13 protein-coding genes are annotated in these 11,994 nt (G+C 71.5%); 11 read left to right on the top strand and 2 right to left on the bottom strand.

All coding sequences use genetic code 11. From position 1 onward, the window contains the following. Window positions 1–155: 155 nt before the first annotated feature. The 3 genes from ACFYW5_RS18305 to ACFYW5_RS18315 are packed head-to-tail and all read left to right on the top strand — an operon-like array spanning window position 156 to window position 2,189. Complete coding sequence (locus ACFYW5_RS18305) at window positions 156–731, top strand: FABP family protein (RefSeq protein WP_389418037.1); 576 nt, start codon at window positions 156–158, stop codon at window positions 729–731. Between the two features lie 32 nt (window positions 732–763). After that, window positions 764–1,213, top strand: coding sequence for a Fur family transcriptional regulator (locus tag ACFYW5_RS18310; RefSeq protein ID WP_389418038.1), 450 nt, complete (start codon window positions 764–766; stop codon window positions 1,211–1,213). A gap of 10 nt (window positions 1,214–1,223) precedes the next feature. Continuing rightward, window positions 1,224–2,189, top strand: coding sequence for a YgfZ/GcvT domain-containing protein (locus ACFYW5_RS18315; protein ID WP_389418039.1), 966 nt, complete (start codon window positions 1,224–1,226; stop codon window positions 2,187–2,189). Window positions 2,190–2,231: 42 nt separating this feature from the next. On the opposite strand, the gene dtd is transcribed toward ACFYW5_RS18315, so the two are convergent. Beyond that, a complete protein-coding gene (gene dtd / locus ACFYW5_RS18320) occupies window positions 2,232–2,657 on the bottom strand; it encodes a D-aminoacyl-tRNA deacylase (protein WP_389418040.1) in 426 nt (141 codons plus the stop codon). Window positions 2,658–2,816: 159 nt separating this feature from the next. Between dtd and ACFYW5_RS18325 the strand changes: the two genes are divergently transcribed. From ACFYW5_RS18325 to ACFYW5_RS18355, 7 genes are all read left to right on the top strand, one after another. Then, window positions 2,817–3,428, top strand: coding sequence for an aerial mycelium formation protein (locus ACFYW5_RS18325; protein WP_389418041.1), 612 nt, complete (start codon window positions 2,817–2,819; stop codon window positions 3,426–3,428). A 74-nt stretch (window positions 3,429–3,502) separates the two neighbouring features. Next, the gene (locus ACFYW5_RS18330; RefSeq protein WP_389418042.1) at window positions 3,503–4,747 is read left to right on the top strand and encodes a GNAT family N-acetyltransferase; all 1,245 of its coding nucleotides are present in this window, start codon (window positions 3,503–3,505) and stop codon (window positions 4,745–4,747) included. Window positions 4,748–5,022: 275 nt separating this feature from the next. After that, the gene (locus ACFYW5_RS18335; RefSeq protein WP_389418043.1) at window positions 5,023–5,931 is read left to right on the top strand and encodes a GntR family transcriptional regulator; all 909 of its coding nucleotides are present in this window, start codon (window positions 5,023–5,025) and stop codon (window positions 5,929–5,931) included. A gap of 60 nt (window positions 5,932–5,991) precedes the next feature. Beyond that, complete coding sequence (locus ACFYW5_RS18340; RefSeq protein ID WP_389418044.1) at window positions 5,992–6,846, top strand: GntR family transcriptional regulator; 855 nt, start codon at window positions 5,992–5,994, stop codon at window positions 6,844–6,846. Further along, the gene (locus tag ACFYW5_RS18345; protein WP_389418045.1) at window positions 6,846–7,592 is read left to right on the top strand and encodes an HAD family hydrolase; all 747 of its coding nucleotides are present in this window, start codon (window positions 6,846–6,848) and stop codon (window positions 7,590–7,592) included. Before ACFYW5_RS18340 ends, ACFYW5_RS18345 begins: the two co-directional genes overlap by 1 nt. 91 nt (window positions 7,593–7,683) lie before the next feature. Beyond that, the gene (locus ACFYW5_RS18350; RefSeq protein WP_389418046.1) at window positions 7,684–8,301 is read left to right on the top strand and encodes a TetR family transcriptional regulator; all 618 of its coding nucleotides are present in this window, start codon (window positions 7,684–7,686) and stop codon (window positions 8,299–8,301) included. A 41-nt stretch (window positions 8,302–8,342) separates the two neighbouring features. Next, complete coding sequence (locus ACFYW5_RS18355; RefSeq protein ID WP_389418047.1) at window positions 8,343–10,358, top strand: HelD family protein; 2,016 nt, start codon at window positions 8,343–8,345, stop codon at window positions 10,356–10,358. Between the two features lie 271 nt (window positions 10,359–10,629). Here the strand turns inward: ACFYW5_RS18355 and ACFYW5_RS18360 are convergent, their stop codons facing one another. Further along, the gene (locus tag ACFYW5_RS18360; RefSeq protein ID WP_389418048.1) at window positions 10,630–11,523 is read right to left on the bottom strand and encodes an NAD(P)-dependent oxidoreductase; all 894 of its coding nucleotides are present in this window, start codon (window positions 11,521–11,523) and stop codon (window positions 10,630–10,632) included. 42 nt (window positions 11,524–11,565) lie between these two features. On the opposite strand from ACFYW5_RS18360, the gene ACFYW5_RS18365 reads away from it, so the two are divergent. Continuing rightward, window positions 11,566–11,904 (top strand): winged helix-turn-helix transcriptional regulator, encoded by a 339-nt coding sequence (locus tag ACFYW5_RS18365; protein WP_389418424.1) that lies wholly within the window; start codon window positions 11,566–11,568, stop codon window positions 11,902–11,904. Window positions 11,905–11,994 lie beyond the last annotated feature (90 nt).

Raw genomic sequence — 11,994 nt, forward strand, 5'->3', positions numbered from 1 at the left:
GCAATCGCCCCGTAGCTCACCAAGGAGCGTCCCGTGATCCTCTTCTTCGAGATCCTGCTGGTTCTGGTCGCCATCGGCGTCCTCGGCTTCGCCGGACTGACCGTGAAGAAGCTGTACCAGGGCCAGCGCTGACCCCCGTCTAGGAACTGCCACCCATGATCGAGATTCCGTCCGACCTCCACAAGGACCTCGTCCCGCTCGCCTTCCTGCTCGGCAACTGGGCCGGTGCGGGCGTGCACGACTTCCCCGGCTCCGAGAAGTGCAACTTCGGACAGGAGGTCGCCTTCACGCACGACGGCCGGGACTTCCTGGAGTACCGGTCCCACACCTGGGTGCTGGACAACGACGGGAACAAGGTCAGGCCCCTGGAGTCGGAGCACGGCTTCTGGCGGATCGACGCCGACCGCAAGGTCGAGGTGACGATGACCCGCGACGACGGCGTCATCGAGATCTGGTACGGCGCGCTGGCCGACAAGAAGCCCCAGATCGACCTGGTCACGGACGCGGTGGCCCGTACGGCCGCCTCCGCCCCCTACACCGGCGGCAAGCGTCTGTACGGCTACGTCAAGAGCGACCTGATGTGGGTCGGCGAGAAGCAGACCCCCGAGGTCGAGCTGCGCCCCTACATGTCGGCGCACCTGAAGAAGGTCGTCACCCCCGAGGACGTCGAGCGCTGGGCCAAGGCCCTCCCGGACGACATGCCCGACGACGGGATCGCATTCTTCAAGTAGGCCTGTCGTGAGATAGCTCTAGACTCGTCGGTGTGGTGAGCACCGACTGGAAGAGCGACCTCAGGCAGCGCGGCTACCGGCTGACGCCGCAGCGGCAACTCGTGCTCGAAGCCGTGGACACCCTTGAGCACGCGACCCCCGACGACATCCTCGTGGAAGTGAGGAAGACGGCGTCGGGGGTCAACATTTCTACGGTGTACCGGACCCTGGAGCTCCTGGAGGAGCTGGGTCTCGTCAGCCACGCCCACCTCGGGCACGGCGCGCCGACGTACCACCTCGCCGACCGGCACCACCACCTCCACCTGGTGTGCCGCGACTGCACCAACGTGATCGAGGCGGACGTGTCGGTGGCGGCCGACTTCACGGCCAAGCTGCGGGACACCTTCGGCTTCGAGACCGACATGAAGCACTTCGCGATCTTCGGGCGGTGCAAGGACTGCTCCCGCGAGAGCTCGCTGAAGAATTCAACTACCGAGTCGTAGGCTTGCGCTTATGAAGAGCCCTCTGCTGACCCTGCCCGGCGCCGTCCCCGCCGAGGGCGTGGACGAAGGTGTCGCCGCCCACTACGGCGATCTGTTCCGTGAGCAGCGCGCCCTCGCCGGCGGCGCCGGTTTCGTCGACCTCTCGCACCGCGGGGTGGTCGCCGTGACCGGGGCGGACCGGCTGAGCTGGCTGCATCTGCTGCTCACCCAGCACGTCAGCGAGCTGCCCCCGGGCGAGGCCACCGAGGCGCTGATCCTCTCCGCGCACGGCCACATCGAGCACGCGCTGTACCTGGTGGACGACGGCACCACGGTGTGGGCCCATGTGGAGCCCGGCACCCAGGAGGCGCTGATCGCGTACCTGGAGTCGATGAAGTTCTTCTACCAGGTCGAGGTCACCGACCGGACCGCCGACATCGCCGTGGTGCACCTGCCCGCCGGGTCCATCGCCGAGGTCCCGGACGGCGTCGTCGTCCGCGAGACGGCGTACGGCCGTGATCTCTTCCTGCCGCGTGCGGAACTGGAGACCTACGCCGAGAAGACCGGCCCCGCGGCCGGGCTGCTCGCCTACGAGGCCCTGCGCGTCGAGCACCACCGCCCGCGCCTCGGCTTCGAGACCGACCACCGCACGATCCCGCACGAGCTGGGCTGGATCGGCAGCGCGGTCCACCTCCAGAAGGGCTGCTACCGCGGCCAGGAGACGGTCGCCCGGGTCCACAACCTCGGCAAGCCGCCGCGCCGGCTGGTCTTCCTGCACCTCGACGGCAGCGACGTCCACCTGCCGCCCGCCGGGACGGAGCTCCGGCTCGCGGAGGAGGGACCCGACGGCCGCAAGATCGGCTTCATCACGACGCCGGTACGCCACCACGAGCTGGGCCCGGTCGCGCTGGCGCTGGTGAAGCGGAACGTGCCGACGGACGCGCCGCTGGTGGCGGGGGAGACGGCCGCGGCGCAGGAAGTCGTCGTAGAGCCGTAGCCCGGTCTTGCCGTAGCCCCGTCTTTCAGATCTCCAGCAGGACTAGATCTCCAGCAGCACGGTGAACGGGCCGTCGTTGGTGAGGGAGACGCGCATCTGCGCGCCGAAGCGGCCCGTCGCCACCGTCGCGCCGAGGGCGCGCAGCTGGGCGACGACCTCCTCGACCAGCGGCTCGGCCACCTCGCCGGGGGCGGCGGCGTTCCAGGTGGGACGGCGGCCCTTGCGGGCGTCGCCGTAGAGCGTGAACTGGCTGATGACCAGGAGCGGGGCGTCGATGTCACTGCACGACCTCTCGTCGTGCAGCATGCGGAGCGACCAGAGCTTGCGGGCCAGTTGGGCCGCCTTCTCCTTGGTGTCCTCGTGGGTGACTCCCACGAGGACGCACAGGCCCTCCCCGTCGATCTCCCCGACGGTCCGTCCCTCGACGACGACGCTCGCGCCGTCCACCCTCTGCACCACTGCACGCATGGGCCCCATCATGCCGTGCGGCCGGAAGCGGCCCGCGAAGAGATTCTTTTTTGCTCCTTAACCCCCCATCTGGGGCCGATCGGGGGCACTCGGTCACATAGCGGCCACTTGGGGTGGCACGATGCTCCCACACGCCGGTCGAGGGGACGGTAGAGGCACATGAGCACACCGAGTACGGGGCAGCCCCCTGGGGTTGTCTCCTTGACCCACGCGGGCGGCCGGAACCGGCTCCGCCCGCCCGCCCAGCGCTCCGCGGCGGAACAGCAGCCGCGGCCGGCCGCCGATCCGCCCGGGCGCGATCTGCTGCCGCTGCGCCTGCCCGAGCTGCGCACGCTGCGCCGGGCCGCCCAGCGCGACGAGGCGGACCTGAGCTATGTACGGCGGCTGCTCCAGGGGCGGATCGACATCCTGCGGGCGGAGCTGGCCCGGCGCTCGCCGCTGGGCGCCGCGTCCGTCGTGGAGCGGCTGCCGGAGATCCTCCGGGACGCCCCGGCCCGCCACCGCTCCTCGGCCCGCCACGTCACGCTGGGCACGCCGCACAGCGAGGAGTACCGGCGGCTGGCCGCGGAGATGCTGGCGGAGGTCGAACTGTCCGACCTCGGCGCCCGCACGGACCTGGAGCTGACCGAGGCGATGGCCCGGCTGGTCCGCTACGAACAGCAGGTCTCGCTGCGCCGCCACGTCCTGCAGCGCACGGCGGACGACTGCAGCGCGGAGATCGCCCGCCGGTACCGGGAGGGGGAGGCGCAGGTGGACGATCTGCTGCTGTGAGCCGTGCGCGGGGGGTGACGAGGGCCGGAGAAATCGCCGCGACACCCCCACCGGCCCGCGCCTAACGTGAGTCCATGACCCGCGCCGCTGACATCGACGTCCGACCGATCACCGAGGCCGAGTTCACCGACTGGACCCGGGCCGTGAACATCGGCTTTCTGCGCGAACCCACCCTCACCGAGGACCAACTCGCCGCCAGGAAGCCGTGGTTCGTCCCCGGCAGGCTCCTCGGCGCCTTCGACGGTGACCGCTGCGTCGCCACCTTCCGCTCCTTCGACCAGCAGCTCACCGCCGTCGGCGGCGCCGCCGTCCGGGCCGACGCCGTCACCAACGTCACCGTCTCCCCCACCCACCGCCGCCGAGGTCTCCTCGGCCGGATGATGGAGCGCGACCTGGCCGCCGCCCAGGAGCGCGGGGACGTCGTCGCCACCCTGATCGCCGCCGAGTACCCGATCTACGGCCGCTACGGCTTCGGCCCCGCCACCACCATGGCCGAGTGGACGATCGACGTGCCCCGCACCGGCCTCGACCCCCGCTGGTCAGGACCCGGGGACGGCGGCCGGATCGACCTCGTCGACGCCCCGGACGTCCGCAAGCTGGGCCCCGAGCTGCATGAGCGCCTGCGCCGCACCCAGCCCGGCGCCGTCAGCCGCGACGACCTGTGGTGGCAGATCACCACCGGCGCCGTCGAGTTCTTCCATCCCTTCGTCGAGCCGCACTACGCCGTCTACCGCTCACCTGCCGGTGAGGTGGAGGGCATGGTGGCGTACACCTCCGACGATCACTGGGGCGACGGCAAGCAGCCGCTGAACACCGCGAAGGTGAAGTGGCTGATGGCGGTCTCTCCGGCCGCCGAGCGGGCCCTGTGGCGGTATCTGTGCTCCATCGACTGGATCACCACCGTGAAGACCGGCTGGCGGGCCCCCGACGACCTGGTCCCGCACCTTTTCCCCGACCCGCGGGGCGCCCGCATCACCAGCCAGGCCGACTGGCTGTGGGTGCGGATCCTCGATGTCGTCCGGGCGATGGAGGCGCGGACGTACGCGGGGGCGGGGGCACTGGTGCTCGACGTCGTCGGCGGCGGCGGGCGGTACCGGGTGGAGGCGGACGCGAACGGCGCCGGGACCTGCGCGGCCACCACCGACAGCGCCGACCTCACGCTGACCCTCTCCGACCTCGCCACGCTCTGGCTCGGCGACGAGTCCACCGTACGGCTGGCCGCGCTCGGCCGGGCGGTGGAAGAACGAGCGGGCGCCGCCCGGCTGGCCGACGCCCTGCTGCGTACGTCCAGGCGGCCTTGGTGCCCGGACCTTTTCTGAGCTCCTCCCGCCGGTGACAGGCCTTGTCCTGCGTGCTCATCCGTAGCGTGCTGTTCAGTTGTGGTTGTCGCTCGGTGGTGCCGGCCGCCCGGGCTCCCGGCTCCCCTCCGGAAGGGAACCCGGTCGGCCGATGTGGATCCAGGATCGCCAACCCCGTGAACCTGTGACCAGGTTGCTCAAGTTGGCGACCAACTTCTCTGTACTTATCACCGCATGGAAGCGGCTCATAACCACCTTCCGCTGAACTGCCCAAAGATGGCGGGAAGTTGTACTGTTTGGCCGTGGACCCGAAACACGCCTCCGCCACTGGGCGGAAGAGGTCACCTCGGCCACAGACGTCACATCGTGAGGTGGCCGACGAGCTGCGCGCCCGGATCAGATCCGGCGCTCTGCGGCCCGGCCAGCGCATGCCCACCCAGGCCCAGCTGGCGCACGAGTTCGGTGTGGAGCGGGGAACCGTACGGCAGGCGCTGCGGATCCTGCAGTCGGAGCGGCTGCTCACCAATGTGTCCAAGGGCAGCCCGGCCATCGTCGCCCCCGACCTCGGCAGGGCGCTGACCGGCTCCGGAGCCCCGCCGCTGCCCACCACGGTGGCCCTCGCGCCCCGGATAGGGGCCGCCTTCGCCGCCCCGCACGTGGAGATCGACGCCCTGTGTCTGACCGCCATCTCCCTCACCCTCGCCATCGGTGAACCGCTGCGCCAGATCCACGCCGGGCGGCTGAAACCGGCCAAGGTCGACGTCCGTGTCCTGCTGCCGAGCCGCCATATCGCCCTCGCCTTCCCGGCCCCCGTGGACGCCTCGGCCGCGGGCCGGCTGCGCCGCCACTGGCTCGCCCAGCGCAACGCCCAGGGCCAGGTGCTCCGGCACAATCTGCTGGCGCTGCGGGCGACGCACGGCATCGACGTGCGGGTCACCTTCCGCGCGCTGCCCTTCACCCCGCCGGTGAAGCTGTACCTGCTCAACGGCGCGGAGGCGCTGTTCGCGTACTACACGGTGACGCGCCGCGAGGAGGAGGTCGACCACGAGTCCCTGGAGCTGTACGACGCCGAGGGCACCCGGTCCATGCTGTTCGCCTTCGAGCAGGGCACTGGGCTGCGCGACACCACGTTCGTGGAGCAGTCCAATCTGTGGTTCAACTCCCTGTGGGAGACGATCAGTTCGGAGCTGGATCTCACGAGCTGATCATCTTCCGAGCTCTGCTCAGGTCGTCCCCGTCCGGTCGTGACTCAGGAGAACGTGGCAGTGAACGGCAGCAGAAGGCTCTCGCCGCAGGAGATCGCCGACACCCTGCGGGAACGGATCCGTGCCGGAGACCTCAAGGCGGGGGACCGGCTGCCCACCCAGGCCGAACTCGCCGAGGAGTTCGGCGTGGAACGCGGCACGGTCCGCCAGGCCCTGCGCGCGCTCCAGGAGGACGGCCTGCTCAGCAACGTCAGCAAGGGCAGCCCCCCGCGGATCGCCGTGCCGGCCCCCGCCCGCGGCGAGCCCCAGCCGACCATGGTCGGACTCGCCCCGCGCCTGGTGGAGGCGTTCGCCGCCCGGCACGTGCGCGTGGACGTGCTCTGCCACTCCGCCGAGACTCTGATGCTGGCCCTCGGCGACCCGCTGCGCCGGATCCACGAGGGCACCCTGCGCCCGGAGTCGATCGACGTGCGCATCCTGCTGCCGTCCCGGGACATCACGCTCGCCTTCCCGGTCCTGATCGAGGGCGACGCCGACGACGACTCCCTGCACCGGCGCTGGCTGGGCATCCGCAACGCCCAGGCCCAGGTGCTCCGGCACAATCTCCTTGCCCTGCGAGGGATGCCGCACGGCATCGATGTGCGGGTCAGCTTCCGCGGGCTGCCCTTCACCCCGCCGGTGAAGCTGTACCTGCTCAACGGCGAGGAGGCGCTGCTCGGCTACTACGTCGTCACCGAGCGCGAGGAGGAGTACGAGAGCCGGACCCTGGAGATGTACGACGCGGTCGGTGCCCAGTCCCTGCTGTTCTCCTTCGCCCGGCGGGCCGCGGAGCGTGACCGGGCCTTCGTGGCGGAATCGCAGAAGTGGTTCGACGCCCTCTGGGAAACCATCACCAAGGACGTGACACTCTCCTAGTGACCTCTGAGGCGCAGACTGAAGCCGAGACCGACCGGACCGAGCACGCCCCCGCCGAACTGCACGACCTGGTCAGGAACGCCCGTGTGGTCCTCTGGGACTTCGACGGGCCGATCTGCCGTCTGTTCGCGAGACACACGGCGGAACGCGTGGCGACGGACCTGGTGGACTGGCTGGAGGGTCGTGGCCTGCACGATCTGCTGACGGCGGCCGAGCGGGACGCCCTCGACCCGCATGTCGTGCTGCGGGCAGTGGACCGACGGCACCCGGGCGGTGACCTGGTTGCCGAGCTGGAGGATCGTTTGACCACAGAGGAGCTGAAGGCCACCTCCTCCGCGATGCCGACGCCGTACGCCGATCCATTGATCCGTACCTTGACCGCGGTCGGCTCCCGGCTGGCCATCGCGACGAACAACTCCCCGCGGGTAGTGCGCGCCTACCTGGAGAGCCGCGATCTCACCGCGTGCTTCACCCCGCACATCTATGGCCGCACCCAGCGGCTCAACCACCTCAAGCCCGACCCGGACTGCCTCAACCGGGCCCTGAGGGCGATGGGTGTGGCCCCTGCTTCTGCGCTGATGATCGGCGATGCCCCCACGGACTATTTCGCCGCGCGGGCGGCCGGAGTCGCGTTCCTCGGCTACGCGCGTAACGACCGCAAGGCGAGGCTGCTGAACGAGGCCGGGGCGATGTCGGTCGTGAATTCGTTGCAGTCGGTGTTGAGAGCGGTTCAAGGACGAGACTGACGTTGGCTCCCGGCTTCCTGCCAGCCCGGAGCTCGGCGGCAGCTCGGGTCAGCGGGACCGACCTCCTGAGCGCGGTGCGTAGGCTCGGGCCATGAGCGAGAGCGGGCTGCGGGAGCGGAAGAAGCGGCGGATGTACGAAGCCGTGTCGGAGGTGGCGATCCGGCTGTTCCTGCAGAAGGGCTTCGACGCGGTGTCGGTCGCGGAGGTGGCCGCCGCGGCGGAGATCTCCAAGCCGACGCTCTTCCGGTACTTCCCGGCGAAGGAGGACCTCGTCCTGTACCGGATCTCCGATCACGAGGACGAGGCGGCACGGGTGGTCGCGGAGGCGACGGGGTCGCCCGTGGACGCGCTGCGGCGGCATTTCCTCGCCGGGCTCGAGCGGTGCGATCCGGTGACCGGGCTCAACGACCATCCGCAGGTGCTCGCCTTCCACTCGCTGCTGTACGGGACCCCCTCGCTGGTCGCCCGCGCGTACCTCCACCAGCAGCGGGCCGAGGCCGCGCTCGCCGAGGCGCTCGGCGGGGATCTGGACGCGCGGCTGGCGGCGGGGCAGATCATCGCCGTGCAGCGGATCCTCGCGCTGGAGAACTGGCGGCGGATCGCGGCGGGGGAACGGGTGGCGGACGTGCGGGGGGACGCGGTGGCGGCGGCCGAGCGGGCATTCGGGCTGCTGGCGGCGGCAGTACCGCCGTTGCGTGATCCTCGGTAATAAATTTAACTCGGTTACATTTTTGGCGTAGGCTCGGTGGAATGACGTCCGCCGAGCCCGCCCCCAATGACCTTCTCCGTAGCGAACGCGCCCACCACGACCGCTGCCGTGCCGCCCTCGACGCGATGGTCGCCGGGGCCGGTGAACAGGTCGTCGTGGGCGAGGACGTCTCCGCCTCCGGGGCCGATGCCGAAGTGCTCGGGTACCGGCTGCGCAGCCGGGCGAAGGAGATGCGGGAGCTGCCCGAAGGGCCCCTGTTCTTCGGGCGGCTGGACTTCGGCGACGGCGCGCACGCCGGGCAGGGCTATCACGTCGGCCGGGTGCGGATCACCGAGCATCCGGCCGCCCCGCCCCTCGTCGTCGACTGGCGCGCGCCCGTCTCCCGCGCCTTCTACCAGGCGAGCGCGCGTGACCCCCAGGGCGTCGCCGTACGGCGGCGGTTCGGATGGGCGCCGGGCAGCCGGGGCGACTCCGCCGACCTCACCGGACTGGAGGACGAACACCTCGGCCGGGGGGAGTCGCGGGTCAGCGAGATCGTCACGCGGGAGATCGAGCGGCCCCGGGTCGGGCCCATGCGGGACATCGCCGCGACCATCCAGCCCGAGCAGGACGACCTGGTCCGCGCCGAACTCGCCGTCTCGATCTGTGTGCAGGGCGCCCCCGGCACCGGGAAGACCGCGGTCGGCCTGCACCGGGCGGCCTACCTCCTCTACACCCACCCCCAGCGCATCCAGCGCTCCGGCCTGCTGATCCTCGGCCCCAACCGCACCTTCCTCGGCTATGTCTCCGAGGTGCTTCCCGCGCTCGGCGAGACGGGCGTACGGCAGTCGACGCTGCTGGAGGAGATCGCCCGGCAGCCGGTCACCGGCGCCGACGAGGAGCGGGCGGCGGTGCTCAAGCACGACGCGCGGATGGCGGAGGTGCTGCGCCGGGCGCTCTACGCGCGGGTGGCCGGGGAGGGTGCGGGTGCGGGTGCGCTGGTCGTGCCGGACGGCTCGTACCGCTGGCGGCTGGCGGAGGACGAACTCGCGCGGATCGTACGGGATGTGCGCGCCGACGACCTGCCGTACGACCGGGGGCGGGAGCGGGTGCGGACGCGGATCGTGGCGGCGCTGCGCCGGCAGGCCGAGCGGCGGGCGGGGCCGCGGCCGAACGCCTGGGTGCGCCGGATGTCGGGGGCGCGGGGCGCCGGGCCGTACGTCGACGCGGTGTGGCCCCGGGTACGGCCGGAGGAGGTGCTCGCCGAACTCCTCGCGGATCCGGCGGTGTTGGCGGCGGCGGGCGAGGGGCTGCTCGATGCCGAGGAGCAGAAGGCGCTGCTGTGGGCGAAGCCGCCGCGGTCGTACAGGTCGGCGCGCTGGTCCCCGGCGGACCTGGTCCTCCTCGACGAACTCGCCGGGCTCCTCGACCATCCGACGGGCTACGGCCATGTCGTCGTCGACGAGGCGCAGGACCTGTCCGCCATGGAGTGCCGGGCCATCGCGCGCCGGGTGCCCTTCGGCTCGCTGACGGTGCTGGGGGATCTGGCCCAGGGGACGACCCCCTGGGCGGCCCGCTCCTGGACCGCCCTGCTCGGGCACCTGGGCAAGCCGGACGCGGCCCTGGTGCCGCTGACCACGGGATTCCGGATGCCGGCGGCCGTCGCCGAACTGGCCAACCGGCTCCTGCCCCGCCTCGACGTGGACGTACCGGCGGCCCGCTCCCTGCGCACGGACGGCGAGCTGACCCTGCGCCGAACGCGCCCCGGGCACCTGCCCGAAACGGTCGTGACCGCGGTACGGGACGCCCACGCGCGGGAGGGCGCCATCGGTGTCATCGCCGCCGACGGTGACGTCACCTCCCTGCACGCGGCCCTCACCCGGGCCGGCGTCCTGACCCCGCGCGTGACGGTGATCGCGGCGAGCGCGGTCAAGGGCCTGGAGTACGACCACGTGGTCCTCGTGGAGCCGGCGACGATCGCGGAGTCAGAGCCCCGCGGCCTGCACCGGCTGTACGTGACGCTGACCCGCGCGGTGTCACGGCTGGAGGTCGTGCACGCGAGGGCACTGCCCTTCTGAGGCGTGCTGGTGGCGATGCCCCTCTTCCTCGGCACCGACGGCACGTTGCTCCCCTTCGGGGGTGCGGGAACCTGAAGAGCGCCAACGCCTGTCTCCCGCCCTGGCTCGGGCTGCCTGCGCGGGCGGGCGGCCCTTCGTCCGGGGCGACGACGAGATCGGAGAGCCCGACCGGGTGTGGGCCGCCGAGCACTGTTCCGCGCCCGCGCTGCTCCACCGCGTCGATCACCGCCCGGGCCTGACCAAGCGGACTTCGGCGTGCCGGCGCGGTGGGTCAGTGGGCGTGCCGGGTCAGCAGCTCGGTGACGCGGAGGTAGCCGTCGGCGCCGTGGCCCTCGGCGACGACCCGGCGGGCCTGGCCCTCGACGACGCGCATCAGGCTCGCGTCGATGCCGTGGGACTCGGCGGTGTGGACGATGTGGGCCATGGAGGAGACGGCCGAGGTGATGGGGTTGATCTCGCCCGAGTAGGTGCCGTCGTCGGTGTCCCCGGCGAACTCCGCGAACAGCGGCGGCAGGATCGCGCCGATGCCCTGTGCGAAGGGGGCCAGCTCCCGGGCGGTGACGCCCTCGGCGCGGGCCACCGCGAGGGCGTGCGCGTAACCGGCCATCGCCGTCCAGAAGAGGTCGAGCAGGGCGATGTCGTAGGCGGCGGCCCGGCCGATGTCCTCGCCGAGGTGGGTGTGGGCGCCGCCGAGGGTGGACAGGACCGGCTGGTGGCGCTCGTAGAGGTCCTTCGGGCCGCTGAGGATGAAGACCGCTTCCGGGGTCCCGATGCTCGGCGCCGGGGTCATGATCGCGCCGTCCAGGTAACGGATGCCGTGCGCGGCGGCCCAGCCGGCCGTGTCCCGGGCGCGGTCGGGGCTGTCGGCGGTGAGGTTGACGACCGTACGGGCCTTCAGGGCGTCGGTGACCTCGTCCTGCCGCAGGATCGCGTCGGAGGCGTCGTAGTTCACGACGCAGACGACGGTCAGGGGCGCGGCGGCGACCGCCTCGGCGGCGGTGGCGGTGGACCGGGCCCCGCGGGCGACCAGGTCCCGGTCCCGGCCCGGCGTGCGGTTCCAGACGGTGGTGGCCACCCCCGCGTCGAGGAAGGCGCCGGCCAGGGCGCGACCCATCGGACCCAGGCCGAGGACGGTGACGGCAGACTGGTCGTCGTACGTGGACATGCTTCTCCCATACGTGAACATGTGTGAATAAAAGGGGCGATGATGACGCGCAGCCGTGCTCAGGATCCGAACGTCTGCGGAGTGACCGCCGCCATCGCGGTGATCGACGGCAAGTGGAAGACGAGCCTGCTGTGGCTGCTGGAATCGGGCCCGCACCGGCCCGCTGAACTGCGGCGCCGGCTGCCCGGCCTCAGCGAGAAGGTGCTGACGCAGGCGTTGCGCGAGATGGAGGAGGACGGTCTGGTGCACCGGGAGGTGCACGACGTACTCCCGCTGAAGACGGTCTACTCCCTGACCGGCTCCGGCCGTGAACTCTCCGGACTCCTCGGCCCCCTCTCCGACTGGGGTCACCGCCGGCTGGAGCGGCTGGCGGCTTCCTGATCACCTGCGTTCAGCTTCGCGGGCGGGCGCGGTGATGCCAAGTACGCACAAAAAAGTGGGTAGGGCCGCCCCCGGTGTCACAGCCGGGTG

This window comes from Streptomyces sp. NPDC002779 (assembly GCF_042888685.1).
GTDB lineage: Bacteria > Actinomycetota > Actinomycetes > Streptomycetales > Streptomycetaceae > Streptomyces.

Bases quoted from the DNA above. Each gene is read 5' to 3' on its own strand.
- ACFYW5_RS18305 (WP_389418037.1), top strand. From the start codon at position 156: ATGATCGAGATTCCGTCCGACCTCCACAAGGACCTCGTCCCGCTCGCC.
- ACFYW5_RS18315 (WP_389418039.1), top strand. From the start codon at position 1,224: ATGAAGAGCCCTCTGCTGACCCTGCCCGGCGCCGTCCCCGCCGAGGGC.
- dtd (WP_389418040.1), bottom strand. From the start codon at position 2,657: ATGCGTGCAGTGGTGCAGAGGGTGGACGGCGCGAGCGTCGTCGTCGAG.
- ACFYW5_RS18325 (WP_389418041.1), top strand. From the start codon at position 2,817: ATGAGCACACCGAGTACGGGGCAGCCCCCTGGGGTTGTCTCCTTGACC.
- ACFYW5_RS18330 (WP_389418042.1), top strand. From the start codon at position 3,503: ATGACCCGCGCCGCTGACATCGACGTCCGACCGATCACCGAGGCCGAG.
- ACFYW5_RS18350 (WP_389418046.1), top strand. From the start codon at position 7,684: ATGAGCGAGAGCGGGCTGCGGGAGCGGAAGAAGCGGCGGATGTACGAA.
- ACFYW5_RS18355 (WP_389418047.1), top strand. From the start codon at position 8,343: ATGACGTCCGCCGAGCCCGCCCCCAATGACCTTCTCCGTAGCGAACGC.
- ACFYW5_RS18360 (WP_389418048.1), bottom strand. From the start codon at position 11,523: ATGTCCACGTACGACGACCAGTCTGCCGTCACCGTCCTCGGCCTGGGT.
- ACFYW5_RS18365 (WP_389418424.1), top strand. From the start codon at position 11,566: ATGACGCGCAGCCGTGCTCAGGATCCGAACGTCTGCGGAGTGACCGCC.